The following is a 26,584-nucleotide window of genomic DNA, read 5'->3' as shown; positions in this document are numbered from 1 at the left end:
GATCTGCCTATCTGGGACGCGGGTGCACGGAAGAAAGGTCAGAATGGGCAGAACCGCAGTATTAACGAACATGGTTTACGCTTGGTAAATTGCGCCGGTCGCGAATGCCGACCAAAGCCAACGTCGCGGCGGGCACATTCCGTCGGTGAAGATTTCCCGGCCAACCCTTGCATGGCCGCCCCCTTTCCGCTAATCCCCTCCGTGGGCCACCCCTCCCCAACGAGGGGCGAGCTATCTGGAAGGGTAGAAACATCATGACCACGCTTACGAAGCCGGACGTCCGTCCGGCCAATCCCCATTTTTCATCAGGACCATGCGCGAAGCGCCCCGGCTGGACGCCGGAGGTGCTGGAAGGCGCGGCGCTCGGTCGCTCGCACCGTGCCAAGATCGGCAAGGAGAAGCTTGCTCGCGCCATCGCATTGACGCGTGAGGTCCTTCAGGTTCCCGAAGACTATCGCATCGGCATCGTGCCGGCGTCCGACACGGGCGCGGTCGAAATGGCTTTGTGGTCGCTGCTCGGTGCGCGCGGCGTCGACATGGTGGCATGGGAGTCCTTCGGCTCCGGCTGGGTGACGGACGTCATCAAGCAGCTCAAGCTCCCGGACGTGCGCCGCATCGAGGCGGACTACGGCAAGCTGCCCGATCTGACGCAGGTCGATTTCGACCGCGACGTGGTCTTCACCTGGAACGGTACGACCTCCGGCGTTCGCGTGCCCAACGGCGACTTCATCCCGGCGGAGCGCGCGGGCCTCACCGTCTGCGACGCCACGTCGGCAGCCTTCGCGCAGCGCCTTGATTTCGCCAAGCTCGACGTCGTCACCTTCTCCTGGCAGAAGGTGCTGGGCGGGGAGGCTGCGCATGGCGTGCTCATCCTTTCCCCGCGCGCGGTGGAACGGCTGGAAAGCTACACGCCAGCCTGGCCGCTGCCGAAGATCTTCCGCTTGACGAAGGGCGGCAAGTTGAACGAGGGCATCTTCCGGGGCGAGACCATCAACACGCCCTCCATGCTGTGCGTGGAAGATTATCTCGACGCGCTCACCTGGGCGCAGTCGGTGGGCGGGCTCGACGGGCTGATCGCCCGCGCCGACGCCAATTTCGCCGCCATCGACCGTTTCGTGGAAAAGAGCGGCTGGCTCGCCCATCTGGCGGAAGATCCAGCGACGCGCTCCAACACCTCCGTGTGCCTCACCATCGTCGACCAGGAGGTGACGAAGCTGGACGCGGAAGCCCTGGCGGCCTTCGCGAAGGGCATCGTTTCTCGGCTCGACAAGGAGGGCGTGGCCTATGACATCGGCCACTATCGCGACGCGCCCCCCGGCTTGAGAATCTGGGCCGGCGCGACCGTCGAGACGTCCGATCTCGAAGCGCTCATGCCCTGGCTCGACTGGGCCTTTCACGAGCAGAAGGCGGCGCTGCAGAGCGCCTGAACATGCCGGGCAGCGCGCCGCACGCGCTGCACCCCCTTTTCCACCCGTTTCCGTATTCAGATGGAGCCCTGAAATGGCACCGCGCGTACTCGTTTCCGACAAGCTTTCACCGACGGCCGTCGACATCTTCCGGCAGCATGGCATTGAGGTCGACTACGAGCCTGACCTCGGCAAGGACAAGGAAAAGCTCCTTTCCGTCATCGACCAGTATGACGGACTGGCGATCCGCTCCGCCACCAAGGTGACGGAAAAGCTGATCAACGCCGCGACCAATCTCAAGGTGGTCGGGCGGGCCGGCATCGGCGTCGACAATGTCGACATCCCCGCCGCCTCGCGCAAGGGCATTATCGTGATGAACACGCCCTTCGGCAATTCCATCACGACAGCCGAACATGCCGTCGCCATGCTGTTCGCCGTGGCGCGGCAGCTTCCCGAAGCCAACGCCTCCACCCATGCCGGCAAGTGGGAGAAGAATCGCTTCATGGGCGTGGAGATCACCGGCAAGACGCTGGGCGTGATCGGCTGCGGCAACATCGGCTCCGTGGTGGCCATGCGTGCCATCGGCCTGAAGATGCACGTGGCAGCCTTCGACCCGTTCCTGTCCGAGGAGCGGGCGGAGGAACTCGGCGTCGAGAAGGTCGAGCTCGACGAGCTTTTCGCCCGCGCCGATTTCATCACGCTCCACACGCCGCTCACCGACAAGACGCGCGGCATCATCAATGCCGCGGCGATCGCCAAGATGAAGGACGGTGTGCGCATCATCAATTGCGCGCGCGGCGGTCTGGTCGTGGAAGCCGATCTCGTTGAGGCTCTGAAGTCGGGCAAGGTGGCCGGTGCCGGCATCGACGTGTTCGAAACGGAGCCGGCGACAGAGAACGCGCTGTTCAACCTGCCCAACGTCGTGTGCACGCCGCATCTCGGCGCGGCCACGACCGAAGCGCAGGAGAACGTCGCGCTGCAGGTGGCCGAACAGATGTCGGACTACCTCATCAAGGGCGCGGTGACGAACGCCATCAACATGCCCTCCATCAGCGCCGAGGAGGCGCCGCGGCTGAAGCCCTTCATCAAGCTCGCCGAGGTGTTGGGCACCTTCGTCGGCCAGGTGACCGAGGAAGCCATCCGCGAGGTGGAGGTCGTGTTCGACGGCTCCACCGCCAACATGAACACGCGCGCTCTCATCAGCGCGGCGCTCGCCGGCCTCATCCGGCCGCAGGTCTCAGACGTCAACATGGTCTCCGCGCCAATCATGGCCAAGGAGCGCGGCGTGATCCTGTCGGAGGTCAAGCGCGACAAGTCCGGCGTCTTCGACGGCTACATCAAGCTGACGGTCAAGACATCGGCCAAGACGCGCTCGATCGCCGGCACCGTGTTCTCCGACGGCAAGCCGCGCTTTATCCAGATCAAGGGCATCAATCTGGACGCCGAGGTGGGCGAATACATGCTCTACACCACCAATTACGACACGCCGGGCATCATCGGTCTCCTGGGCAGCATCTGCGGCAAGCATGGCGTCAACATCGCCAACTTCCAGCTCGGCCGGAACCGGCCGGGGGGCGACGCGATCGCGCTGCTTTATCTGGACGCTCCGTTCCCGCAGCCGGTGCTGGAAGAGCTCCGGGCGACCGATTCGATCATCTCGGCCAAGCCGCTGCATTTCGATATCGGCGCCTGACCGGGCACAGCGTTCCTTCGTTCCGATCACCGTACCGGGGGCTTGCAGTGCCCCGGTACGGCCACCTACCGGCTGTCGAGCGGGGCGCGCACGCGCGGCGGCGCGTTTGCCGCCTTGCGGCCGCTGTATTCGGCGAGCGAAATTCCGCAGAACACCAGCACCAGCGCTATCGCGTGGTAGAGGTAAAACGCCTCGCCGAGGATAATGATCGACAGCATCGTGCCGAAGATCGGGACGAGGTTGACGAACAGGCCGGCGCGGTTGGGACCGATGATCTCGTTGCTTCGGATATAGAAGATCTGCGACAGCACCGAGGGCAGGGACGCAGTGTAAAGGATGATGATCCAGCCCTTCAGGGTCGGCGTGATGAAGTCGCCCGCCGCATATTCCCACGCCACGAACGGGATCGCGCTGACAAAGCCCGCCGTCGCCAGCACCGAGATCGTGCTCAGCCAATGGATGTCGGGCTTCGAGCGTAGAAACAGGGTGTAGATGCCGTAGAAGAGAACGGCGAGCAGCATCAGGAAATCGCCGAAATTAATGTCGAGTTCGGCAATGCGGGACAGATCGCCATGGCTTGCCGTCAGCGAGATGCCTGCAAGGGACAAGACGAAGCCCGTGAGCTGCAGCCAGGTGGCCCTTTCGCCGAAAATCAGGAAGTTCAGGATGATGATGACCATCGGAATGGCCGCCTGCTCGATCGAGACGTTGACCGCAGAGGTATAGGTGAGCGCGCTGTAAAGGGCCGCGTTGAAAAAGGTGAATCCCACCGTGCCGAGGAGGAAGAGAAGCGGCAGATTGGCCCGAATCTGCGGCCAATCGCGGCGCAGCGGCTTCCAGGACATCGGCAAGAGGATGGCGAGCGCGATGATCCAGCGCAGGAAGGTGAGCGCAAACGGAGAGACCTGACCGACCGCCAGCTTACCCGCCACCGCGTTCCCGCCCCAAAAGAGCGTCGTCAGCAGGAGGAGGGCGTAGGCTCTGTTCTGCATGTTTTGGCTCGGCCTTTGGACATGTTCCAGACCAGTGGGCAATAGCCCGTTCGCCGCCTCGGGTAAATCGAGCCAGTCTGGGGAAATCGGGCGGCACACCGGGCGCGCGCGAAAGAATGGTCGCATCGCGGGCCGCATGACGGTATAGAGCCGTCAGAAATTTCAAGGCGACCGCGGAAATTCCGCGATGCCGGGAAGAGGACTTTGGCAATGGCGAATGTGGTGGTCGTCGGCTCGCAATGGGGCGACGAGGGGAAAGGCAAGATCGTTGACTGGCTCTCGGAGCGCGCCGATGTCGTGGTGCGCTTCCAGGGAGGGCACAATGCCGGCCATACGCTGGTCATCGACGGTGTCAGCTACAAGCTTTCGCTGCTGCCCTCCGGGGTCGTCCGCGAGGGCAAGCTGTCGGTCATCGGCAATGGCGTCGTTTTCGATCCGCACGCCTTCGTGAGTGAGCTCAAGCGCCTCGAGGAGCAGGGCGTGAAGGTGTCGCCGGCCAATCTGAAGGTGGCGGAAAACGCGGCGCTGATCCTGTCGCTGCATCGGGAACTCGACGCCTTCCGCGAGGACGCGGCCTCCAATTCCGGCACCAAGATCGGCACCACGCGGCGCGGCATCGGCCCCGCCTATGAAGACAAGGTGGGCCGGCGCGCCATCCGCGCCATGGATCTGGCCAACATGGAGACGCTGCCGGCCAAGATCGATCGGCTTTTGACGCACCACAACGCCCTGCGGAGGGGGCTGGGGCACGAGGAGGTGTCCCACCAGGCGATCATGGAAGAGCTTTCCGCCATCGCCGACCAGGTCCTGCCCTATGTGGACCGCGTCTGGAAGATCCTCGACGATGCACGGCGCGCCGGCAGCCGCATCCTCTTCGAAGGCGCGCAGGGCACGCTTCTGGATATCGACCACGGCACCTATCCCTTCGTCACATCGTCCAACACGGTGGCCGGTCAGGCTTCCACGGGCTCGGGGCTTGGGCCGGGCGCAGTCGATTACGTGCTGGGCATCACCAAGGCCTATACGACGAGGGTCGGCGAGGGACCGTTTCCCACCGAGCAGGACAACGAGATCGGCCATTTCCTGGGCACCCAGGGGCACGAGTTCGGCACCGTAACCGGGCGCAAGCGGCGATGCGGCTGGTTCGACGCGGTGCTGGTGCGCCAGGCTGTGGTGGCCAACGGCATGAACGGCATCGCCCTCACCAAGCTCGACGTGCTCGACGGGCTGGACGAGATCCGGGTCTGCACGGGCTATCGGCTCGACGGGGAGGTCATCGACTACCTGCCGGCGGGCCAGGGCGCACAGGCGCGGCTCGAGCCAATCTACGAGCGGCTCGATGGCTGGAAGGAAACGACGCGCGGGGCCCGCAGCTGGAACGACCTGCCGGCGCAGGCGGTGAAATATGTACGGCACATCGAGGAGTTGATCGGCGCGCCGGTGGCCATTCTGTCCACCAGCCCGGAACGCGACGATGCGATCCTCGTGACCGATCCATTCCAGGATTGAGGGAGTGACGTGCTAACACATTGAAACTGTGAGTCGATCTTACCGGAAGGCGATTCCAATCTTAGCCCCCATGCTGTAGTGTCATCACAATTTCGCACTAGCAGGTGGCTTTCGGGCGGCGAGAGGCAGGAACGGATAACTCAAGAATGGCGGATTTTGCGGCGGTACTGCGCAAGACGATTGGGGCGCTCAGCGAGAACACGCCCGAGACGCGGGCGAAGGTCTATGAAAAGGCTCGCGCCACCATAGAGGCCAAGCTCGCCGCGGTTTCGCCGCCGCCGTCCCAGCAGCTCGCCGACCGTCAGCGGGCGCTGCTCGAGGACGCCATCGCCAACGTCGAGAGCGAATATGCCGCGCCGCCGCCGGAGGCGCCGGAGGACGATCTCGAAAGCATCTTCGCCGAACTCGACGCCGCGGCGGCACACGGCTCCGCGACCGATCGCACCGAGGAGGCCGAGGTCGCCGAATCCCAGACGGAAGAGCCGGCGCCGGCGGCGCCTTTGCCTGGTGACGAAGCGTCAGCGGTCGAAGTGGGGAGCACGCCCCTACCGCCGGCGGACCCTGTGCATGAGGATCTGGCGCATTGGGAAGCGGCGGATGAGCGCGGGCAGGAGCCCCCGCCGTCGGACCCCGTCGGCGGCGATGAAGACGGGCAGGCGCTGGAATGGCTTCAGCCCGGCACGACATACCGGGCCATCGACGAACAGAGCATGGCGCCGCTGGCGCCGGCTTCCGAGACCGAAGCCGAGGATGCCGGGCCCGCATTCGCGCGGCAGGAGGAGCGCGGCGCGCGCCGCGGCGTCGGCGCGCTGGTCGTGACCGCCCTTGTTCTGATCGCGCTTGCCGCCGCAGGCTATGGCGGCTGGCATTATCGCGACGATCTCGCAACACTGGCGGGTTTCCAGAGCTTCGAGCAGATGGTGGGGCAGACGGACGAGGCCGCTTCGCCGGCGGAAACGGCCGAGGCCGAGCAGGCCGCGGCTACCGGGGAAGAGACCGCCGAGGCGGGGAGCGAGCCGGCCGCACAGGCGCGCAAGTTCACCCAGCGTCTCCTGCCGGACGGCCGTGAAGTGGACGAGGGACCGGCGGGCGACGAACCGGAGCTGGGCGAGGGCACCTCGGTCGCCGAGGCGACGGTGCCTGACGGCTCCCCGGCGGAAGCGGGGCAGACCGACGAGGCCGCCCCGGACGCGGGGGCCGCGTTGCCGGTTGGCCAAAGGGCGATTTTCTACGAGGAGCGCACCAGTGTCTCGGAAGGCTCGGCGGAGCGCGGCACCGTGGTCTGGTCGCTCGTCGAGGAATCGCCCGGCGACAATCTCCCGGCCGAGCCGGCCGTTCGCGGCGAGGTGACGGTTCCGGGCAAGGGGGTCCAGCTCAAGATGACGATCCGGCGCAATGTCGATCAGTCGCTGCCGGCAAGCCATATCGTCGAGCTGATCTTCCTCACGCCTGACGATTTCGAGGGCGGGGGCATTCAGGATGTCCGGCGCCTTGCGATGAAGCGCTCGGAACAGGATACGGGCAGCCCGCTGCTGGGCATCCCGGCCAAGATCGCCGACGGCTTCTTCCTGGTGGCGCTGAGCGACAACAGGGCGGATATGGAAACCAACCGCCTTCTCATGCGGCGTCAGAGCTGGATCGATATTCCCATCGTCTACGCCTCGGGCCGCCGCGCGCTCATCACGATGGAGAAGGGCACGCCCGGCCAGGAAGTCTTCGACGAAGCGCTTGCCGCCTGGGAACGCGCTTCGAGCGGGTGACCGGCCCGCGCGGAGGCTTTCTTCGCTCCGTTCAGTTCACCGTTTGCCTGGGCTGCATACCGGCGGCGCTGCTCCCGAAGGCGGCAGCCACCGTTCATCAGTGGCGTTGCGGTAGCGCATTCGTTTTGCGATTGCTCAATACTCTGGTACTTCTACCCCGCTCGGGGCGTCCCTGACTCGTTTCCATCCAGACGAGGCTGTCATGAGCAGTCGTGACATTTCGTTCGCCAGCTTCAACCTTTACAATCTCCAGCTTCCCGGAAGGGCCGTTTACGGCGATACGGACGGGTGGGACACGTCCGTATACGAGCGCAAGGTCGCGTGGACGGGCCGGATGCTGGCACGCCTTGCCGCCGATTTCATCGGTTTCCAAGAGCTCTGGGCGGGCGAAGCGCTCGACCAGGTCCTGGATCAGGCGGGATTGGCGGGCTCGCACGAGCCGCTCGTGCCACCCGGACATCAAGGCGACCGGATCGTCTGTGCGGGTGCGGTGCGAACGGACATGCTGGTCGCTGATCCCGAATGGATTACGGAGTTTCCGCCGGAGACCGTCCTGAAGAGCACCGGCGACGATCCGCAGCAGCCCGCAATCGCGGTCAACCTGTCGCGCTTTTCCCGTCCGGTGCTGCATGCGCGGATTCGTCCTGATCCGGCGACGCCGGTTATCCACGTCTTCGTCTGTCATTTCAAGTCGCGTCGGCCCGCCGAGATTTGGCGCGAACGGGACTGGTACGACCGCGACGTGCACGGCGATCACCGAACCGCGCTGGGCTATGCGATTTCCACGATCCGGCGCACCGCAGAGGCGGCGGCGCTGCGCGTGGTCATCACCAAGATTGCCAAGGACACGGCCGAGCCGATCATTGTCCTGGGCGATATGAACGACGGCAAGGCGTCCAACACACTGAACATCCTCACCGAACAGCCGCGGTATCTCGGTCCGCTCTCGACCGGTGGTGGCGACAACGCCCTCTACACTGCCCAGACCTTGCAGGAGTACCGCTCGATCCGCGACGTGTATTATACGTATGTCTTCGAGAAGCAACGCGAGAGCCTCGACCATATCCTCGTCAGCGAGCAGTTTTACGACAACTCTTCTGATCGGCTCTGGGCCTTCAAGGAGATGACGGTCGAGAACGACCACCTCAACTACGACGATCACAAGAACAGCGGGACGTGCGATCACGGAGTCATCCGCGCCGCCTTCAAATGGAAGCCGGCGCGCGGTGCGCCGGGATCCTGACGGAGCCCGTTCCGCGATCCCCGCCGCGGCACTCGTTTCGGAACGTTCCACCGTGCAGTCTGCAACCGAGTTTCGCCCGGCGCTCCAGACCTTTTCAAGTCAGTGCCCGCTCTCCTGGAACTTCTTCGCGTAGAAGCAAAAAGGGCGCTCTCCTCCCGCACCTGAATGCGTTCGGGAGCGCCCTTTCAGTAAGAGCGGTAACTTTCAGGGGAGGCTCAAAGCGCCGCGGCCTGGCCCGCGCCCTGGGCAGAGCGGCCGGCCTGGGCCTGTTCCCTGGCCGAGGCCTGTACCGCTTCCTGCACCTTCTCGAAGGCGCGCACCTCGATCTGACGCACGCGCTCGCGGCTGATGTCGAATTCGCCGGAAAGCTCCTCCAGCGTCAGCGGCTCGTCGGACAGGCGGCGCGCCTCGAAGATGCGCCGCTCGCGGTCGTTGAGCACGCCCATCGCCTCGCCCAGCATGCGGCGCCGCGATTCGAGCTCGTCCTGCTCGACCAGCATGTCTTCCTGGCTGTCCTGTTCGTCGACGAGCCAGTCCTGCCACTCGCCGGACTCGCCTTCCGTGGCGCGGATCGGCGCGTTGAGCGAGGCGTCGCCGGAAAGCCGGCGGTTCATGGAGACGACCTCCTCCTCGCTCACATTCAAACGCGTGGCGATCTCCGAGACCTGTTCGGGGTTGAGATCACCCTCGTCCAGCGCCTGGATCTTGCCCTTCACCTTACGCAGGTTGAAGAACAGCCGCTTCTGGTTCGCCGTGGTGCCCATCTTGACGAGGCTCCACGAGCGCAGAATATATTCCTGGATCGACGCCTTGATCCACCACATCGCATAGGTGGCCAGGCGGAAGCCGCGTTCGGGCTCGAACTTCTTCACGGCCTGCATGAGGCCGACATTGCCTTCGGAGATGACCTCGCCGATCGGCAGGCCGTAGCCGCGATAGCCCATGGCGATCTTCGCCACGAGCCTCAAATGGCTGGTAACGAGCCTGTGTGCGGCGTCGGGGTCACCATGCTCGCGATAGCGTTTCGCAAGCATGTACTCCTCTTCCGGCTGCAGCATGGGAAACCGGCGGATCTCCTCGAGATACCGGGTAAGACCGCCTTCCCCCGAAACAATGCTTGGTAGTGTCTGGGCCATGTAAAGCACCCTCCTCTCTGGTCGCCCCCTGGCAGGCGGGCGAAAAACGCGGCCGCACCAGTGCGCACCGCGTCACTCTATATATAGGAACTTATTCCGAAAGGCAAAACCTTCCGTCAGCGGTCAACAAACCGTTACGCCCTCGTGAACGCTGAAAATTCCGCGTTGCCTTTACGCCAAAGCGGCGAAACACCGTATGAGTTCCACCATATCGCTCGGTATCGGGGCCTCAAAGCGCATAATTGTGGCGGTTTCCGGGTGGCGGAAGGCCAGGAGGCGCGCATGAAGCGCCTGGCGCGGAAATGTCGCAACCTTTTCGGCCATGTCGGGCGGCAGCCGGTTCATCTTCGTGCGGAAGGCGCGGCCATAATCCGGGTCGCCGACGACCGGATGGCCGATATGCGCCATATGCACGCGAATCTGATGCGTGCGGCCGGTCTCGAGACGGCATTCCACGAGGGCGGCGATCTGTTCGTCCGGTGGACCGGCGCCGTAACGCTCCAGCACGGTGTAGCGGGTGAGTGCGCGGCGGGCATCAGGGCGGCCCGCCGGCACGACCGCGCGCAGGGTGCGGTCGCGCGTCGAACGGCCGAGCGGTGCGTCGATGACGCCGCTCGCGCGCTCGGGCACACCCCAGACGAGGGCGACATAGGCGCGCTCCAGGTCGCCGGAGCGGCCATGATCGGCGAAGGCCGCGGCCAGCGCCCGGTGGGCGCGGTCGGTTTTGGCCACCACCATGACCCCGCTCGTCTCCCGGTCCAGCCGGTGCACGATGCCCGGGCGGCGGACGCCGCCGATCCCCGACAGCGTGTCGCCGCAATGGTGGATCAGCGCGTTGACCAGTGTACCGGTCCAGTTGCCGGGCCCCGGATGCACGACGAGGCCGGCCGGCTTGTCGACGACGATGAGCGAATCGTCCTCGTAGAGGATGTCGAGCGGAATGGCTTCGCCCCGCGGCTCGGGCGCCTCGGCTTCCGGCAGCGCGATCGCGTAGCGTTCTCCATTCGCGACCTTGCGTTTCGCCTCGGTGACGGCGGTGCCCGCCAGTGTCACGGCACCGGCGCGGATGAGTGCCTGCACACGGCTGCGCGAGACGTCCGGCGCGAGTGCCGCGGCCAGCCACTGGTCGAGCCTCCTGCCTTCGGACGCGGCGTCGACGGCGAGCTCTTTCATTTCGCCGACGGCTCGGCTATCAGGACCGCTCATTCGGGACACATCTTGCGATCGGTAAAACCATGGCCGGACCGGCAGCGTACGAGAACGACGAGGAGCAGCCGCTGGACCCGGCCGCCGAACGGGTACGCCGCAAGCTCGTACGTTTCATGGCCGTCAATCTCGCCATTCTCTTCGTCGCCGTTATGGCCGTGGTGCTTGCGCTTGTCTACAGGACGATGACGCAGCCATCCACCGATGCGGTGGTCGGGCCGGCCGGGGAGCAGCGCCAGACCACCTCGGGAGAGGTCGTCCTGCCGGACGGTGCGGTGATTGTCTCCCATTCCCTCGTCGGTGACCGCCTGACGCTGCATGTCCGGCGCGCCGACGGGAGCGAGGCCATTCTCGTCTATGAAACGCGGGAAGGCGCGCACCCGACGGGGCGTCTCGATATCGTCCGCGAGACGCCATGAGCGGCGGCGGAAGCCGGATCGCGCTGACGGCCGTGCTCGTGGCCGCCTATGACGAGGCGATTGTCTGGTATCGCGACAAGCTCGGCTTCACGCTCGTGGAGGACAAGCGCCTCGAGGAGGCCGGCAAGCGCTGGGTGGTCATGGGACCGCAAGGGGCGAAGGGCGCGTGCGTGCTGCTTGCGCGGGCCGACGGGCCGGCACAGGAAGCGGCCGTCGGTCGGCAGGCCGGTGGACGCGTTTTCCTGTTTCTCCACACGGACGACTTCTGGCGCGACTACGATTCCATGCGGGCGCGCGGGGTCGTCTTTCAAGAGGAGCCGCGGCACGAGGATTACGGCATGGTTGCCGTCTTCGCCGATCTTTACGGAAACCTCTGGGATCTCCTGCAGCCGGCGTGAAAAGAATCTGCGCATCCCCCGGCACCGGGGCTGTTGCATTCGCCGCAATTCGCGATTATATCGCGGCCTCGACAGACGCTCCCATCGTCTAGCGGTCCAGGACGCCGCCCTCTCACGGCGGAAACAGGGGTTCGAGTCCCCTTGGGAGTGCCATTTTTCTCCGAGAACGATATCAGAAATCCCGTGCCGCGCCGTCTTCCCGGCTGGATGGGGTGGGCCGTCTCTTTGCACTCCGCGGTGCAGCCTCGCAGCGGTCCTTGTCCCGCCATCGCCCGCAACGTGGTTATGCTTAGCCAATCCTTAACGGTTCGAACGCCATCTTTTCGCCACGGCGGGAGACGGGTTGAATCGGGGGGTGCTCTTTGGGGTCGGAGGGAAAAATCGGCCGGACGGCGGACAAGGTTTCCGGAAAGGACATGGACGCGACGCTGCGGGCGGCGCTGGACGTCACGCGCGAGGGCTTCGCCTGCTATGACAGCGACGACCGTCTCGTGTTCTACAACAGGGCGATGCTGGAGATATATGACGGCCTCGCCGACGTCATCCGCCCCGGAGTCACCTTCCGCACGCTGCTGGAAAAGGGGACCGAGCGCGGTCTTTGGACGCTCGACCGCATGAGCGGGCGCGAATGGTGCGACCGGCTTCTGGAAATGCGCCGGCACGGCCGGAAGATCGAAAGCGTCATCGCGCTTCGGGACGGCCGCTACGTCATCCACCGCGAGCAGCCCACCGAGGATGGCGGCACCGTGGCCATCTGCACCGACGTGACGGCGTTGAAACGTCGCGAAATGGAGGTCGAGGCGGCGCGCGAGGAGTCCGAAGCCGCGCTCGATGACCTCAGGCGCACCATCGACAGCATGCGGTTCGGCGTTGTCGTCCTGGAAGCGGACCTGACGGCGGCGATCGCAAACCGGACCTATCACACGCTGTGTGATTTTTCCCCCGAGGAAGACCTGATCGGCCTTCCCATGCGCACGCTGCTCGAACAGTCCCGGCAGAGCGGTTTTCACCAGATGCCGGAGGAGTCCTGGCCCGCCTATGTCGAGGAGCGCCTGGCGGAAATCCGCAAGGGCGACGCCCCGCCGCGCGAGTTGAAGAGGGCCGACGGACGCACGGTAGTCTACACGCTGACGCCGCTCACCCGCGGCCGGCGGATGTTGACCTACTACGACGTCACGGACCTGAAACGGCGCGAGGCGGACGCGGAGGAGGCGCGCGCCCAGCTGGCCCATCTTCTGGAGACGCTGCCGGCAGGCGTCATCATCTATGACCGCGACGATCGCTTCGTGCTCGCCAACAGGAAGATCCATGACGCGCTGCCGGCAATGGTGCCGGCCATGCAGGCGGGACGGCCGATGCGCGAGGCGCTGGAACTGGCACACAAGGCAGGATATCTGCGCGAGAGCGGCGATCCGGAGGTCGATCGGCTCTACGATACGGACCGCGAAGGCTGGATCGAAGCTCATCTGAAGCTTTACTGGCAGGGGCAGCGGATCTACGAGCGATGCAACCCCGACGGGCGCTGGTTCAAGGCGTTCGACATGCGCCGGGAGGACGGCACCTTTGTCGGCGTGCGCGTCGACATCACCGAATTGAAGGAGCGCGAGCAGCAGCTTGAGGAGAGCATGCGCGAGAACGAGGTCTTTCGCAATCTCGTCGACAACGTGCCCGTGGCCATCTACGCGAAGCGACCCGATCTCCGGCTGATGTATGTCAACAAGGGCTGGTGCGACCTGCTCGGCGTTTCGAAGGATGATGCCATCGGCAAGACGGATCTGGAGCTGTTCGGCGCCGCCGGCGAGGCCTTCATGAAGAGCGACGTCGCGGTGCTCGAATCGGGAGAGCGGCTGGAGGTCGAGGAGGCGCAGACGGCTCCCGACGGAACCGTGCGCCACCAGATCGCCCGCAAGGACACCCTGATCGCCTCCGACGGCTCGCCCTATCTCATCGGCTCGACGACCGACGTCACCGAGATGAAACGGCGCGAGCAGGAACTGCGCGAAGCGCAGGAGAAAGCGGTGGCGGCCGACCGGGCGAAATCGGAATTCCTGGCCAATATGAGCCACGAGATCCGCACCCCGATGAACGGCGTTCTCGGCATGGCCGAGCTTCTCGCGAAGACAGACCTCACCGGCAAGCAGCGCACCTTCATCGACATCATCGTGAAGTCGGGCAACGCGCTGCTGACGATCATCAACGACATTCTCGATTTCTCCAAGATCAATGCCGGGCGACTCGTGCTGGACCCGCAGCCCTTCAACCTCGCCGAGGCGGTGGAGGATGTTGCCACGCTTGTCTCGGCACGAGCCAGGGAGAAGGACCTCGAACTTATCGTGCGCGTCGATCCGGGACTGCCGAAATCCTTCGTCGGTGATGTCGGACGCATCCGCCAGATCGTGACGAACCTCCTCGGCAATGCCATCAAGTTCACCGACAGCGGCCACGTGCTCGTCGACGTGAAGGGTGACCTCCTGGAAGAGGAGACGCGGCTCGAGGTGCGGGTGGCCGACAGTGGTATCGGCATCCCCGAGGACAAGCTCGAGCTCATTTTCGACCAGTTCAGCCAGGTGGACGCATCCTCGACCCGGCGGTACGAGGGAACCGGCCTGGGACTGGCCATCAGTTCGCATCTCGTCGCCCTGATGGGCGGGGAGATGGGCGTGGAAAGCCGGCAGGGCCACGGCTCCACCTTCTGGTTCAGGGTAACCCTGCCCAATGCCGATCGTTCCGCCATCGCCAAGGTGGCGCCGCAGGACGTGAGTGGCGCGCGTGTCCTCATCGTCGACGACAACGAGATCAACCGCGCCATCCTGTCCGAGCAGATGACCCACTGGGGGTTCGACGCCTGCGCCGCCAGAAGTGCGCAGGAGGGGCTCGACGTGCTGAGCGCGGCTGCGCGCCTCGGCGTGCAGGTCGACTGCGCGGTGATTGACTATCAGATGCCGGAAATGAGCGGCATAGACATGGTGCGGGCGATCCGCACCGGCGGAGGAGACGCGCAGGTGCCCGTCATCCTTCTCAGTTCCGTCGATCAGTCGCTTGCCGTCGGCGCGCAGGATCTGGGCATCGACGCCCAGCTTCTGAAGCCCGCGCGCACGGCGAAGCTGCTCGAAACCCTGGTGCAGACCATTCAGCGTAGGCGGGGTGCCGGGGAAGACGGTACGGAGGTGCCCGCGAAGAAAGATGCGGCGGTCGCGCCCGCGGAGCGTGTCCCGCGGGCTCTGCCCACTTTCCGGCGCGGCGCGCCGACGGGTTCCTCGGGCAGTAAGGTCGATGTGCTGGTGGCGGAAGACAACGAAGTCAACCAACTGGTCTTCACGCAGATCCTGCGCGACAGCGCGCTGCGCTTCGAGATCGTCAAGAACGGGAGGGAGGCCGTGGAAGCCTACCGCCGCCTCTCCCCGGGCCTGATCCTGATGGACGTTTCCATGCCGGAGATGAGCGGGCTCGAGGCCGCGGCGGAGATCCGCCGCATCGACGGCGATCGGTGGCGTGTCCCGATCATCGGCGTGACCGCCCATGCGTTGAAGGGAGATCGCGAACGCTGTATGGAGGCCGGCATGGACGATTATCTGTCGAAGCCCATCAGCCCACGGGCCCTGATGGAGAAGATCGACCGCTGGGCACCCGCGCAGGACGCCACGGGCACCATGTCCTCCTGATTTTCGGAAACCGATCTGCAGCTCCGGCGTCGACCTCGCTCCTCACCGCGCACGCCGTGCCTTGAAAGGTAAATCGATCTTAATCGTGCCGACACGAAACTGTCATCCAAGTGTCACAGAGGAGCGTTATGGCACTCCCGTCGTCTCGACCGGCGACCATTGAATTCCGAACAGGGAGTAGCCCCATGAGCAGACTCATTCTCACGGCATCGGCGACGGCAATTGCCGTGTCGTTGTCGGCCGGCGTCGCTGCCGCGCGCGATCAGATCCGTATCGTCGGTTCTTCGACCGTGTTCCCCTACACCCAGGCGGTGGCCGAGGAATTCGGCAACACCACCGACTTCCCGGCTCCCGTGACCGAATCGACCGGCACCGGCGGCGGCATGCAGATCTTCTGCGGCGGTGTCGGCGTGGAGCACGCCGACATTACCGGTGCTTCGCGTGCCATGAAGGAGAGCGAGTACGAGCTGTGCCTCGAGAATGGCGTGGACAGCGTCACCGAGGTGCAGATCGGCTCCGACGGCCTGTCGATCGCCCACTCCGCCGAGGGTCCGGAAATTGACCTCACGAAGGCGCAGATCTTCCAGGCACTCGCCTCGGAAGTCGAGGTTGATGGTGAAGTCGTCGCCAACCCCTACACGCGTTGGAACGAGATCGACGAGTCGCTGCCGGACGCCGAGATCACCGTTTTTGGCCCGCCGCCCACCTCCGGCACGCGTGATGCCTTCGTCGAACTCGTCATGGAAGAGGGGTGCGAGGAGTTCCCCGCCATCGAGGCGCTCGAGGGTGATCGCAAGGATGAAGTCTGCCAGCGCATGCGCACCGACGGCCCCTTCATCGAGGCGGGCGAGAACGACAACCTCATCGTTCAGCGCCTGCAGGCCGACCACAACGCGCTCGGCATCTTCGGCTACTCCTTCCTCTACGAGAACCAGGACACCCTGAAGGCTGTCGCCATCGACGGCGTCAAGCCGACGCCGGAGACCATCGCCGACGAGAGCTACACGGTTTCACGTCCGCTCTTCTTCTACGTGAAGAACGCGCATCGCGGCGTGATCCCCGGCCTTCAGGAGTTCGTCGACGAGTACGTCTCCGAGGAGGCGATGGGCCCCGGCGGCTATCTGGAAGAGCGCGGCCTCATTCCGCTCTCCGACGAGCGGCGCGAAGAGGTCCGTAATGCGGCGACGGAAGGCAAGCACCTGACCCGCTACACGAACTAAGTTCGCTTTGCTGCCGCACGCCGGGCCTGCTGAAGGACACGGCGTGCGGCGCTTTGCTTGGTTCAACAGAAAAGCAGGCACATGCAGCCGTGACCGGATATCTCTTTCTCGCAATTCTGGCTCTGTCGCTCGTCGCCTTCTATGTCGGGCGGTCCACGGCGAACCAGTTCGTCGCTGCGCACGGGACCAGTGTCCATTCGCGCCCCATCTATCACGGCGCCTTCGCCGCCGTCTGGGTGGGGGTTCCGGCTCTCGTTCTCGTTCTTTTATGGCTTCTCTTTCAGGACGCCATCATCGACCGCCTGCTTCTGGCCTGGCTGCCGGCAAGCCTGACGGAGGGCGCATCGGCCTCGCGCCTGTCGCTCTATCTCAGCGAGATCAAGAACGTCGCGTCCGGTCGCATCTTCAGCGAGCCCTCGCCGGAGATCCTCGCTGCGGCGGAGCGCTACCAGACCTGGCAGACCATTGCCCAATGGGCGATGGTGGTGGTGGCCCTGGCAGTCGCCGCGCTGGCGTTCTACATGGCGCGCTCGCGCATGGCGCCGCGCTTTCGTGCACGCCAGACCTTCGAGCGCACGCTCGATTTCCTCATGATCTTTTCCGCCGGGGCGGCCATCCTGGTCACCATCGGCATCATCGTGTCGCTCACCTACGAGGCGATGCAGTTCTTCATGCTGGTGCCGCCGCAGGAGTTCTTCTTCGGGCTGAACTGGGAGCCGCAGATCGCCATCCGCGAGGACCAGGTGGCCGGTACGGGCGCCTTCGGCGCCGTGCCCGTCTTCACCGGCACGTTGCTGATCGCCACAATCGCGCTGATCGTGGCTATTCCGGTCGGCCTTTTCTCGGCGATCTACCTCGTGGAATTCGCCAATGACCGCATCCGCAGGATCGTCAAGCCCATCCTGGAAATCCTGGCCGGCGTGCCGACCGTCGTCTACGGCTTCTTCGCTGTCCTTACCGTCGCACCGGCGATTCGCCAGGCTGGCGGCCTGATGGGCATCGCCATCTCGCCCAACAGCGCGCTCGCCGCCGGCGGCGTGATGGGAATCATGATCATCCCCTTCATCTCGTCGCTTTCCGACGACGCATTGCGGGCGGTGCCCCAGTCCATGCGCGACGGTTCGCTGGCGATGGGCGCCACGCGTGCCGAGACTATGACGCGGGTTCTGCTTCCGGCGGCGCTGCCCGGCATCGTCGGCGGCATCCTGCTGGCTGCCAGCCGTGCCATCGGCGAGACGATGATCGTGGTCATGGCGGCCGGGCTCACCGCGACATTGACGGCGAACCCGCTCGAAGGGGTGACGACGGTGACCGTGCAGATCGTCACGCTCCTGATCGGTGATACCGCTTTCGACAATCCCAAGACGCTCTCCGCCTTTGCGCTCGGGCTGGTGCTGTTCGTGGTGACCCTCTGCCTGAACGTACTGGCGCTGCGCATCGTGCGCCGCTACCGCGAGAAATACGAGTAGGCCAATGTCCGATACGACCGCCTCAGCTTCCAAGCCGTTCGACTGGTCCTCTCCGGAGGCGTTGGCAAAGCGCAAGCGCCGCTATGCGGCCGACCGCCGCCTCAAGATGTACGGGCTTGCCTCCATTCTTATCGCCATCGGCCTGCTCGGTGTGCTGATCGCCTCGCTGATCGCGACCGGCCACAGCGCCTTCGTGCAGACGAAGATCGCCGTGGAGTTCACTGCCGATCCGGAGAACGTGCCGGCGGACGATCCAGGCGACGGCAATTTCCGCGCCGTGGTCAGCAACGCCGTCCAGCAGCTTTTCCCGCAGATCGAGGGTCCGGCCGCGTTGCGCGCTGCCTCGGGCATCCTGTCGAACGGCGCCGTCAATGTGGTGCGCAACCACGTGGCCGCGCATCCCGAGCTTGTCGGCCAGTCATTCGTCCTCGAAGTGCCGGCATCGGATCCCTACGACCAGCTCTACAAGGGGGTCATCGACCGCGACCTGCCGGAGGACCGCCGCAGGGTCTCGAACGAGGAGATCGCGCTGTTCCAGTCGCTCGAGGAGCGCGGGCTCGTCTCGGCGCCGTTCAACTGGGCGCTGTTCGTCAACGCCGACAGCCGCTTCCCGGAGCTGGCCGGCCTTGCCGGCGCCATCGTCGGTTCCTTCTATGCCCTCCTCGTCTGCTTCCTGATCTCATTCCCGGTCGGCATCGCCGCGGCGATCTATCTGGAGGAGTTCGCGCCGAAGAACCGCTGGACCGACCTCGTCGAGGTGAACATCAACAACCTGGCGGCGGTGCCCTCGATCGTCTTCGGTCTTCTGGGTCTGGCGGTGTTCATCCAGGTGTTCGGATTGCCGCGTTCCGCGCCGATCGTCGGCGGGCTCGTGCTCTCGCTCATGACGCTGCCCACCATGATCATCGTCACGCGCGCCGCCTTGAAGTCGATCCCGCCGTCGATCCGCGAGGCCGCGCTCGGCATCGGCGCCTCCAAGCACGAGGTCATCCTCCACCATGTCCTGCCGCTGGCGCTGCCGGGCATCCTCACCGGCACGATCATCGGCCTGGCGCAGGCTCTGGGCGAGACGGCGCCGCTGCTGCTCATCGGAATGAACGCATTCCTGACCTCACCGCCCGGGGGCATCATGGAGCCGGCCACGGCGCTTCCCACCCAGATCTTCATCTGGGCCGACAGCCCGGAGCGCGGTTTTGTCTCGCGCACCTCGGCTGCTATCCTCGTGCTGTTGGGCTTTCTCATATTCATGAATGCGGTGGCCATCTATCTCCGGCAACGGTTCGAGCGTCGCTGGTAACGGAGTGAGGGAAATGAACATGTTGACAGAAGCAGCCGTCGAAACCGCTCTCGAGGAAACGACCGGGACCGAAACCGTGAAGATGCGCGGCTCGGGGGTCAACGTCTTCTACGGGGAAAAGCAGGCCCTGTTCGGTGTCAGCCTCGACGTGCGCCAGAACCAGGTGACTGCGCTCATCGGCCCTTCGGGGTGCGGCAAGTCCACCTTTCTGCGCTGCCTGAACCGGATGAACGACACCATCGATATCTGCCGCGTGACGGGCGAGATCACGCTCGACGGCGAAGATATCTACAGCCCGCGTATCGACGTGGTGGAACTCAGGGCGCGGGTCGGCATGGTCTTCCAGAAGCCGAACCCGTTCCCGAAGTCGATCTACGAGAACATCGCCTACGGGCCGCGCATCCACGGCCTCGCCTCCGGCAAGGCCGCGCTGGACGAAGTTGTCGAGACCAGCCTGCAGAAGGCCGGCCTGTTCAATGAGGTGAAGGACCGGCTGACCGAGCCGGGCACCGGCCTTTCCGGCGGCCAGCAGCAGCGCCTGTGCATCGCCCGCGCCATCGCCGTCTCGCCGGAAGTGATCCTGATGGACGAGCCGTGCTCGGCGCTCGACCCGATCGCCACGGCCAAGGTGGAGGAACTGATCGACGAATTGCGTGAGAACTACACCATCGTCATCGTCACGCACTCGATGCAGCAGGCGGCTCGCGTTTCGCAGCGCACCGCCATGTTCCATCTCGGCAATCTGGTCGAGGAGGGACCGACGGACCGCATGTTCACCAATCCGGAAGACAAGCGCACCCAGGATTACATCACCGGCCGGTTCGGCTAAGCCGACCGCCGCGCCACGCATTTCAGAAGGGAACAGATCCATGGCCGAGCATATCGTCGCCTCCTTCGATGAGGATCTCGAGCATATCGATCGACTGCTGCGCGATATGGGCGATCTTGCCGGCGCCATGACGCAGTCCGCCACCCGGGCGCTGCTTACCTCGGATACCGGGCTGGCACAGCGCGTCGTCTCCGACGATGCAATTATGGATGCCAAGCAGCTCGAACTCGACGAGCGGGCGATCACGCTGATCGCTAAGCGCCAGCCCATGGCGCAGGACCTGCGCGCCGTGGTGGGCGGGATCCGCATGGCCGCCGACCTGGAACGGATCGGCGACCTTGCCAAGAACATCGCCAAGCGCGTGGGCGCCGTCGGGCAGGGAGCGGCCCCGCGCAAGCTTTCTCATTCGATCGACACCATGGCCGGCATGGTTCTCAGCCAGGTCAAGGCCGTTGTCGAGCGCTACGCTGAGCGCGACGCCGCTGCACTCACGGCGCTGCGCGACGAGGACGAGAAGATCGACACCCGCTACACCTCGGTGTTTCGCGAACTGCTCACCTATATGATGGAAGATCCGCGCAACATCACCGCATGCACGCATCTCCTGTTTTGCGCCAAGAACTTGGAGCGCGTGGGTGACCACGTAACCAACATCGCCGAGAACGCCTATTATATCCTGACCGGCGAACAACTGCCCGTTCAGCGCCCCAAGCTGGACGAGACGCAGATGACGGTTGATCGATGAGTAGCGGGAGGGTCCGGGATGATCGCTCCGAAAGTAATGCTTGTCGAGGATGACGAGCCGCTGTGCGTGCTGCTGCGCTACAATCTCGAGGCCGAAGGTTACGAGGTCGAGGTGGTCAACCGTGGCGACGAGGCGGAGGTGCGCCTGCAGGAGAACGTGCCGGACCTGCTCGTGCTCGACTGGATGGTGCCGGCGATCTCCGGCATCGAGCTTTGCCGGCGTCTCAGGATGCGCTCGGAGACCGAGCGTCTGCCCATCATTATGCTTACGGCGCGCGGCGAGGAGAGCGACCGTGTGCGCGGGCTTTCCACCGGCGCCGACGACTATCTGGTCAAGCCGTTCTCGACGCCGGAGTTCGTCGCCCGGGTCCGCGCGCTCCTGCGGCGGGCGAAGCCCGAGGTGCTGTCGACTGTGCTCAAGGTCGGCGACATCGTGCTCGACCGCGAATCCCACCGCGTCTATCGACGCAAGAGCGAGATCCGGCTCGGGCCCACAGAATTCCGCCTCCTGGAATTCATGATGCAGCATCCCGGCCGCGTCTTCTCGCGCAGTCAGCTTCTGGACAATGTCTGGGGCGAGACGATCTATATCGACGAGCGGACGGTGGACGTGCATGTCGGCCGCTTGCGCAAGGCGGTGAACCAGGGCCGGTTGCCCGACGTCATCCGCACCATACGCGGGGCCGGCTACGCAATCAGGGAGAGTTGAGGAGAAAACCCCTTGCTGCCGCGCGTTTTGATCTCGCAAGGTCAGGATCTTCGCAACGCGCCGTTCCGGCTCCCTCGGGATATCTTGAGGAATACTGCGACCACCGGTTCATTCCGCTCCGCCTGGTCGACGATGGTGGAGCATTGCAAATTCGTCGGCGAGGAGCGGGCCTGACCTGCGTCCCGAGAAAACGCTGCCTCAGGCGATGCTTCTGCTGCCGTTCACGTGCAGGCCCGGACCGAACATCTCTCGGTCGAGGCTGGTCAGCGCGGTCATGGCATTGCCGTGCTGGATGAAGGGGGTTTCGTTCGGCCAGGTCTCGAAATGCGCGGATCCGGTGTTCTGGCCGCCGGCCGTTTCGGAAAGGGCGGCGCGGATCCTCGGCTCCAGGATATCGAAGGCCGCCGTGCCCTGACCGATGATGGCCACCGGAGCGGGGTCGATCAGGGCGAACAGGTTGCCGATGCCGAAGCCGATGGCTTCCGCCGCTTCCCGAAACGCCGCGCGTGCCGGGCCCTGCTCCTGGCGCGCCTGCCCGGCCAGAGCTCCCATCTCGGCCGTGTCGATGTCGGCGATCGGCTTTTCCCAAAGGTCCCGGCCGCGTGCCCTGCGCCAGATGGCGTAGCTACCGGCATAGGCCTCGATGCAGCCGCGGCGCCCGCAGCGGCACAGCGCGCCTTGCGGGCGGTGGATCATGTGGCCGAACTCGCCGCCCGAGGAATCGGTGCCGGTGAACAGCCGTCCGTTCAACATCAGTCCCATGCCGATGCCGTGCGACAGGAGAATGGCCACGAAGTTGTCGCGATAGCGCTCCGGATAGAGCCAGCGCAAGGCCACGGCGATCATGTTGCAATCGTTCTGAACGGTAACGGGGACGCCGAACGCCTCCGCCAGGGCGGGTCCCAGGCGCAAACGGTCGTGCGGCGTGATCGGTGACCACAGCATTTCCGTGCCCGCCGCGTCGGTAATGCCCTGCACCGCCACGGCGATGCGCTGGAAGCCCCCGCGCCCGTGGGCGATTTCCCGCACGGCGCGCACTGCTGCATCAAGAAGGCCCTGCCTTTCCATGGCCAGGGTGGCCAGGCGATGCACCTTGCGGTCGATCACGTTACCGCAGTAGTCGACCAGTGCCGCCGTGAGACTGTTGAAGGACAGGTGCAGGCACACCACGGTGGCGGCCCGCGGGTTGAGCGCAATGGCCACCTGGGGCCGGCCGCGCCGGGCCGGCGCACTCTCCCCCTGGCCGGCCTCGCACATGATGCCTTCGTCTATGAGATCGGATGCGATGGCGGAAATGGTCGAATGGCTGAGGCCGGTGAGACCGGTGATCTCCGTGCGCGAGGGCTGTCCGGTCTGCCGCACGGCGGCGATGACCAAGGCGCGGTTGCGCTTGCGCATCTCGTCATGACGGATTCCCGCCGTCATCGGCTGCTCCTCCCTCGGGCATCGGCGCTGTTATCCCCCTCCGTGCCACATGCCAGCGATATTGACACGGGTGAAAACGTGAGTCATTCTTTTTTTCGAAGCTCGAAAAAATCATCTTCGGGCTGCCGTTCGTTGAATGTCGCGCGCTATTCCGGCGCTGGGAGGAAATCATGAAAAATGCTGCTACCGCCATCCTGGCGGGTCTTACGCTTTCGTTCTCGCTGTCCACGGCAGCACTCGCCGAGGGCAAGGTGATCGGCGTTTCCTGGTCGAATTTCCAGGAAGAGCGCTGGAAGACGGACGAAGCGGCCATCAAGGCCCAGATCGAGGCCGACGGCAACAGCTACATTTCCGCTGACGCCCAGTCTTCCGCCTCCAAGCAGCTCACGGACGTGGAATCGCTGATCGCCCAGGGAGCCGATGCGCTCATCATCCTGGCGCAGGACGCCTCTGCCATCGGGCCCGCGGTGGAGAGCGCGATGAACGAGGGTATTCCGGTGGTCGGCTATGACCGGCTGATCGAAAACCCCGACGCCTTCTATCTCACCTTCGACAACAAGGAAGTGGGCCGCATGCAGGCGCGTGCCGTCTATGAGGTGCAGCCGGAAGGCAACTACGCCTTCATCAAGGGTTCCTCGGCCGATCCGAATGCGGATTTCCTGTTCGAAGGCCAGATGGAGGTGCTCCAGGAGGCGATCGATTCGGGCAAGATCAAGAATGTGGGCGAGGCCTATACGGATGGCTGGCTGCCGGCCAACGCGCAGCGCAACATGGAGCAGATCCTGACCGCCAACAACAACGAGGTGGACGCGGTCGTCGCCTCGAACGACGGCACCGCCGGCGGTGTCGTGGCCGCGCTCGAGGCGCAGGGCCTCGCCGGCTCGGTGCCGGTCTCGGGCCAGGACGGCGATCATGCCGCACTCAACCGCATCGCGCTCGGCACGCAGACCGTCTCGGTCTGGAAGGATGCGCGCGAACTCGGCAAGGCGGCCGCCGAAATCGCCAACCAGCTCGCCGAAGGCACGGCGATGGAAGAGATCGAAGGCGCGGTGAAGTGGTCCGACGGCCCGAACGGGATCGAGATGGACGCCGTCTTCCTGAAGCCGGTGCCGATCACGCAGGACAATCTGGACGTGGTCATCGATGCTGGCTGGGTCTCCAGGGACGTCGTGTGCCAGGGTGTCGAGCCCGGCTCGGTCGAGGTGTGTGACTGAGCGACGGTTTGAGGTTTGAGGACGCCGCGGTTCGGTCGAACCGCGGCGTTTCTGCAAGCGTCCCGGTGTCGCGCAGCCGGGCCGACAGGGAGACGGGTTGATGGCGGACGCGACATCTCAAGCAGCTTCGCAAGGTGCTTCCGCGACGGAGAACACCGTGGTCGGGCGCTTTCTCAAGGCGACCGAACTCGACACCCGCATGCTCGGCATGCTGGGTGCTCTGGCGATCGTCTGGGTCGGCTTTCACTTCCTTTCGGGCGGTCTGTTCCTGACGCCGCGCAATCTGTGGAACCTGTCCGTCCAATCCGCCTCCGTCGCGGTGATGTCGACCGGCATGGTGCTGGTGATCGTCACCCGCAACATCGATCTTTCGGTGGGCTCGCTGCTCGGCTTCGTCGGCATGATCATGGGCGTGACCCAGGCACAGATCCTGCCCGACTATCTGGGCTTCGGCCATCCGGCCATCTGGATCCTGGCGCTTGCCGCCGGCATTGTCGTCGGCGCGGTAATCGGAGCGCTCCAGGGGTACATCATCGCCTTTCTCGGCGTGCCGGCCTTCATCGTCACGCTGGGTGGGCTCCTGGTCTGGCGCGGCGCGGCCTGGTGGGTAACGAGCGGCCAGACCGTGGCGCCGATGGACGCCACCTTCCGGCTCATGGGCGGGGGACCGGATGGCGCCATCGGCGCGACAGCGAGCTGGATCGTCGGCGCCGTGGCCTGTGTCGGGCTGGTTCTCATGCTGATCCAGGGGCGGCGGCAAAGGCGCAAGTTCGACTTTCCCCTGCGGCCGCTGTGGGCGGAAGGTTTTCTCGGTGCTGTCGGCTGCGCGCTCATCCTGAGCGCTGTCGCGGTGGCCAACGCCTATCCCTGGCCGTCGGGGATCGTGCGGCGCTATGCCGAGGCGCACAACATCACCGTGCCCGAAGGCGGCCTCTTCATCGCCCACGGCATCGCCATCCCGGTGCTGATCGCCATCGGCGTGGGCATCGTCATGACCTTCGTGGCGATGCGCACGCGCTTCGGCCGCTACGTGTTCGCAATTGGCGGCAATCCCGAAGCGGCCGAGCTGGCGGGCATCAACACCCGCTGGGTGATCATGAAGATCTTCATTCTGATGGGCGTACTCGTCGCCGTCGCCTCCGCCATATCGACGGCACGCCTCAACGCGGCGACAAACGCGCAAGGTACGCTTGACGAACTTCTGGTGATCGCCGCGGCCGTCATCGGCGGAACGTCGCTGGGCGGCGGTGTCGGCACGATCGCCGGCGCCATGGTCGGCGCGGTTCTCATGCAGTCGCTCGCCACCGGCATGATCCTGCTCGGTGTCGACACGCCGCTGCAGAACATCGTCGTCGGCGCGGTGCTGGTGGTCGCGGTCTGGCTCGACACGGTCTACCGCAAGCGTGTGCAGTAGGGAGGAGGCCATGGCAGACAATACCCCACTCGTGGAGATGAAGAACATCTCCATCGCCTTCGGCGGCATTCATGCCGTGGAGGACGTTTCGGTCGATCTTCATGCCGGCGAGGTGGTCGCGCTGGTGGGACACAACGGCGCCGGCAAGTCGACGCTCATCAAGATCCTGTCCGGGGCCTACAAGCGTGACGCGGGCTCCATCCACGTCAACGGCGAGGAAGCGCAGATCAACAATCCGCGCGATGCCAAGAAGTACGGCATCGAGACCATCTACCAGACCCTGGCGCTGGCCGACAACGTGGATGCGGCAGCGAACCTGTTTCTGGGCCGCGAGCTCAGGACGGCCTGGGGTACGCTCGACGACGTTGCCATGGAATCGGAGACTCGCAAGGTGATGGGCCGGCTCAATCCGCGCTTCCAGCGCTTCAAGGAGCCGGTGAGCCGGCTTTCGGGCGGGCAGCGGCAGTCGGTCGCGATCGCCCGCGCCATCTATTTCAACGCGCGCATCCTCATCATGGACGAGCCGACGGCGGCACTCGGGCCGCAGGAGACGGCCCAGGTCTCTGATCTGGTCCGTCAGCTCAAGAAGGACGGCATCGGCATCTTCCTGATCAGCCATGACATCCACGATGTCTTCGATCTCGCCGATCGCGTGGTGGTGATGAAAAACGGGCAGGTGGTCGGCGCGGCGAGCACGGAAGACGTTACCGAGGACGAAGTGCTCGGCATGATCATCCTCGGCAAGTGCCCGCCCGGGGCGGTGCCGGGGCCCGGCGCGCTGCAGGTCGCTGCTTAGAGCATTGTGCAGGCAGGAGGATCGTCGCCGCTTGCCACCGCAC

21 protein-coding genes and 1 tRNA gene are annotated in these 26,584 nt (G+C 65.0%); 18 read left to right on the top strand and 4 right to left on the bottom strand.

Features of this window, described 5'->3' with window-relative positions; all coding sequences use genetic code 11:
- The first annotated feature begins 254 nt into the window (after window positions 1–254).
- Window positions 255–1,427, top strand: coding sequence for a phosphoserine transaminase (locus tag SIN08_RS18160; protein WP_322453010.1), 1,173 nt, complete (start codon window positions 255–257; stop codon window positions 1,425–1,427).
- A gap of 73 nt (window positions 1,428–1,500) precedes the next feature.
- On the top strand, window positions 1,501–3,099 hold the full coding sequence (gene serA / locus SIN08_RS18155) for a phosphoglycerate dehydrogenase (RefSeq protein WP_322453009.1): 1,599 nt from the start codon (window positions 1,501–1,503) through the stop codon (window positions 3,097–3,099).
- Window positions 3,100–3,164: 65 nt separating this feature from the next.
- Here serA and SIN08_RS18150 read toward each other — a convergent pair whose 3' ends face one another.
- Window positions 3,165–4,091, bottom strand: coding sequence for a DMT family transporter (locus SIN08_RS18150; RefSeq protein WP_322453008.1), 927 nt, complete (start codon window positions 4,089–4,091; stop codon window positions 3,165–3,167).
- A gap of 210 nt (window positions 4,092–4,301) precedes the next feature.
- Between SIN08_RS18150 and SIN08_RS18145 the strand changes: the two genes are divergently transcribed.
- The 3 genes from SIN08_RS18145 (at window position 4,302) to SIN08_RS18135 (ending at window position 8,603) form a co-directional block, all read left to right on the top strand.
- On the top strand, window positions 4,302–5,600 hold the full coding sequence (locus SIN08_RS18145; protein ID WP_322453295.1) for an adenylosuccinate synthase: 1,299 nt from the start codon (window positions 4,302–4,304) through the stop codon (window positions 5,598–5,600).
- A 146-nt stretch (window positions 5,601–5,746) separates the two neighbouring features.
- Complete coding sequence (locus tag SIN08_RS18140; protein WP_322453007.1) at window positions 5,747–7,360, top strand: hypothetical protein; 1,614 nt, start codon at window positions 5,747–5,749, stop codon at window positions 7,358–7,360.
- A 202-nt stretch (window positions 7,361–7,562) separates the two neighbouring features.
- Window positions 7,563–8,603, top strand: coding sequence for an endonuclease/exonuclease/phosphatase family protein (locus tag SIN08_RS18135; protein WP_322453006.1), 1,041 nt, complete (start codon window positions 7,563–7,565; stop codon window positions 8,601–8,603).
- A 215-nt stretch (window positions 8,604–8,818) separates the two neighbouring features.
- On the opposite strand, the gene rpoH is transcribed toward SIN08_RS18135, so the two are convergent.
- The gene (gene rpoH / locus SIN08_RS18130; RefSeq protein ID WP_322453005.1) at window positions 8,819–9,739 is read right to left on the bottom strand and encodes an RNA polymerase sigma factor RpoH; all 921 of its coding nucleotides are present in this window, start codon (window positions 9,737–9,739) and stop codon (window positions 8,819–8,821) included.
- Window positions 9,740–9,910: 171 nt separating this feature from the next.
- A complete protein-coding gene (locus SIN08_RS18125) occupies window positions 9,911–10,945 on the bottom strand; it encodes an RluA family pseudouridine synthase (protein ID WP_322453004.1) in 1,035 nt (344 codons plus the stop codon).
- 29 nt (window positions 10,946–10,974) lie between these two features.
- Between SIN08_RS18125 and SIN08_RS18120 the strand changes: the two genes are divergently transcribed.
- From SIN08_RS18120 to phoB, 10 genes are all read left to right on the top strand, one after another.
- Window positions 10,975–11,364, top strand: a complete 390-nt coding sequence (locus tag SIN08_RS18120; RefSeq protein WP_322453003.1) for a fimbrial protein — start codon at window positions 10,975–10,977, stop codon at window positions 11,362–11,364.
- A complete protein-coding gene (locus SIN08_RS18115; RefSeq protein WP_322453002.1) occupies window positions 11,361–11,762 on the top strand; it encodes a VOC family protein in 402 nt (133 codons plus the stop codon). Before SIN08_RS18120 ends, SIN08_RS18115 begins: the two co-directional genes overlap by 4 nt.
- Window positions 11,763–11,839: 77 nt before the next feature.
- A tRNA-Glu gene (locus SIN08_RS18110) sits at window positions 11,840–11,915 on the top strand.
- 263 nt (window positions 11,916–12,178) lie between these two features.
- A complete protein-coding gene (locus SIN08_RS18105; protein WP_322453001.1) occupies window positions 12,179–15,424 on the top strand; it encodes a PAS-domain containing protein in 3,246 nt (1,081 codons plus the stop codon).
- 185 nt (window positions 15,425–15,609) lie between these two features.
- Window positions 15,610–16,644: a substrate-binding domain-containing protein gene (locus SIN08_RS18100; RefSeq protein WP_322453000.1), complete on the top strand. Its 1,035-nt coding sequence runs from the start codon at window positions 15,610–15,612 to the stop codon at window positions 16,642–16,644.
- A gap of 89 nt (window positions 16,645–16,733) precedes the next feature.
- The gene (gene pstC, locus SIN08_RS18095; RefSeq protein WP_322452999.1) at window positions 16,734–18,113 is read left to right on the top strand and encodes a phosphate ABC transporter permease subunit PstC; all 1,380 of its coding nucleotides are present in this window, start codon (window positions 16,734–16,736) and stop codon (window positions 18,111–18,113) included.
- Between the two features lie 4 nt (window positions 18,114–18,117).
- On the top strand, window positions 18,118–19,410 hold the full coding sequence (pstA, locus tag SIN08_RS18090; protein WP_322452997.1) for a phosphate ABC transporter permease PstA: 1,293 nt from the start codon (window positions 18,118–18,120) through the stop codon (window positions 19,408–19,410).
- A gap of 13 nt (window positions 19,411–19,423) precedes the next feature.
- Entirely contained in the window at window positions 19,424–20,239 is an 816-nt protein-coding gene (gene pstB, locus SIN08_RS18085) for a phosphate ABC transporter ATP-binding protein PstB (protein ID WP_322452996.1), read from the top strand.
- Between the two features lie 40 nt (window positions 20,240–20,279).
- Complete coding sequence (gene phoU / locus SIN08_RS18080) at window positions 20,280–20,984, top strand: phosphate signaling complex protein PhoU (protein WP_322452995.1); 705 nt, start codon at window positions 20,280–20,282, stop codon at window positions 20,982–20,984.
- Between the two features lie 18 nt (window positions 20,985–21,002).
- Complete coding sequence (phoB, locus tag SIN08_RS18075) at window positions 21,003–21,692, top strand: phosphate regulon transcriptional regulator PhoB (RefSeq protein ID WP_378621265.1); 690 nt, start codon at window positions 21,003–21,005, stop codon at window positions 21,690–21,692.
- A gap of 198 nt (window positions 21,693–21,890) precedes the next feature.
- On the opposite strand, the gene SIN08_RS18070 is transcribed toward phoB, so the two are convergent.
- A complete protein-coding gene (locus tag SIN08_RS18070) occupies window positions 21,891–23,117 on the bottom strand; it encodes an ROK family protein (RefSeq protein ID WP_322452994.1) in 1,227 nt (408 codons plus the stop codon).
- A gap of 170 nt (window positions 23,118–23,287) precedes the next feature.
- On the opposite strand from SIN08_RS18070, the gene xylF reads away from it, so the two are divergent.
- The 3 genes from xylF (at window position 23,288) to SIN08_RS18055 (ending at window position 26,541) form a co-directional block, all read left to right on the top strand.
- A complete protein-coding gene (xylF, locus tag SIN08_RS18065) occupies window positions 23,288–24,331 on the top strand; it encodes a D-xylose ABC transporter substrate-binding protein (protein WP_322452993.1) in 1,044 nt (347 codons plus the stop codon).
- Window positions 24,332–24,431: 100 nt separating this feature from the next.
- Window positions 24,432–25,745 (top strand): sugar ABC transporter permease, encoded by a 1,314-nt coding sequence (locus SIN08_RS18060; protein ID WP_322452992.1) that lies wholly within the window; start codon window positions 24,432–24,434, stop codon window positions 25,743–25,745.
- Between the two features lie 10 nt (window positions 25,746–25,755).
- On the top strand, window positions 25,756–26,541 hold the full coding sequence (locus SIN08_RS18055) for an ATP-binding cassette domain-containing protein (RefSeq protein ID WP_322452991.1): 786 nt from the start codon (window positions 25,756–25,758) through the stop codon (window positions 26,539–26,541).
- Window positions 26,542–26,584: the final 43 nt, after the last annotated feature.

Source organism: Chelativorans sp. M5D2P16 (assembly GCF_034427935.1).
GTDB lineage: Bacteria > Pseudomonadota > Alphaproteobacteria > Rhizobiales > Rhizobiaceae > Chelativorans.
Note: the sequence above shows the minus strand (reverse complement) of the source record. Positions and strands in the feature narration are given on the sequence as shown.

Coding starts and splice junctions, on each gene's coding strand:
- SIN08_RS18160 (WP_322453010.1), top strand. CDS start 255: ATGACCACGCTTACGAAGCCGGACGTCCGTCCGGCCAATCCCCATTTT.
- serA (WP_322453009.1), top strand. CDS start 1,501: ATGGCACCGCGCGTACTCGTTTCCGACAAGCTTTCACCGACGGCCGTC.
- SIN08_RS18150 (WP_322453008.1), bottom strand. CDS start 4,091: ATGCAGAACAGAGCCTACGCCCTCCTCCTGCTGACGACGCTCTTTTGG.
- SIN08_RS18145 (WP_322453295.1), top strand. CDS start 4,302: ATGGCGAATGTGGTGGTCGTCGGCTCGCAATGGGGCGACGAGGGGAAA.
- SIN08_RS18140 (WP_322453007.1), top strand. CDS start 5,747: ATGGCGGATTTTGCGGCGGTACTGCGCAAGACGATTGGGGCGCTCAGC.
- SIN08_RS18135 (WP_322453006.1), top strand. CDS start 7,563: ATGAGCAGTCGTGACATTTCGTTCGCCAGCTTCAACCTTTACAATCTC.
- rpoH (WP_322453005.1), bottom strand. CDS start 9,739: ATGGCCCAGACACTACCAAGCATTGTTTCGGGGGAAGGCGGTCTTACC.
- SIN08_RS18125 (WP_322453004.1), bottom strand. CDS start 10,945: ATGAGCGGTCCTGATAGCCGAGCCGTCGGCGAAATGAAAGAGCTCGCC.
- SIN08_RS18120 (WP_322453003.1), top strand. CDS start 10,975: ATGGCCGGACCGGCAGCGTACGAGAACGACGAGGAGCAGCCGCTGGAC.
- SIN08_RS18115 (WP_322453002.1), top strand. CDS start 11,361: ATGAGCGGCGGCGGAAGCCGGATCGCGCTGACGGCCGTGCTCGTGGCC.
- SIN08_RS18105 (WP_322453001.1), top strand. CDS start 12,179: ATGGACGCGACGCTGCGGGCGGCGCTGGACGTCACGCGCGAGGGCTTC.
- SIN08_RS18100 (WP_322453000.1), top strand. CDS start 15,610: ATGAGCAGACTCATTCTCACGGCATCGGCGACGGCAATTGCCGTGTCG.
- pstA (WP_322452997.1), top strand. CDS start 18,118: ATGTCCGATACGACCGCCTCAGCTTCCAAGCCGTTCGACTGGTCCTCT.
- pstB (WP_322452996.1), top strand. CDS start 19,424: ATGAACATGTTGACAGAAGCAGCCGTCGAAACCGCTCTCGAGGAAACG.
- phoU (WP_322452995.1), top strand. CDS start 20,280: ATGGCCGAGCATATCGTCGCCTCCTTCGATGAGGATCTCGAGCATATC.
- phoB (WP_378621265.1), top strand. CDS start 21,003: ATGATCGCTCCGAAAGTAATGCTTGTCGAGGATGACGAGCCGCTGTGC.
- SIN08_RS18070 (WP_322452994.1), bottom strand. CDS start 23,117: ATGACGGCGGGAATCCGTCATGACGAGATGCGCAAGCGCAACCGCGCC.
- xylF (WP_322452993.1), top strand. CDS start 23,288: ATGAAAAATGCTGCTACCGCCATCCTGGCGGGTCTTACGCTTTCGTTC.
- SIN08_RS18060 (WP_322452992.1), top strand. CDS start 24,432: ATGGCGGACGCGACATCTCAAGCAGCTTCGCAAGGTGCTTCCGCGACG.
- SIN08_RS18055 (WP_322452991.1), top strand. CDS start 25,756: ATGGCAGACAATACCCCACTCGTGGAGATGAAGAACATCTCCATCGCC.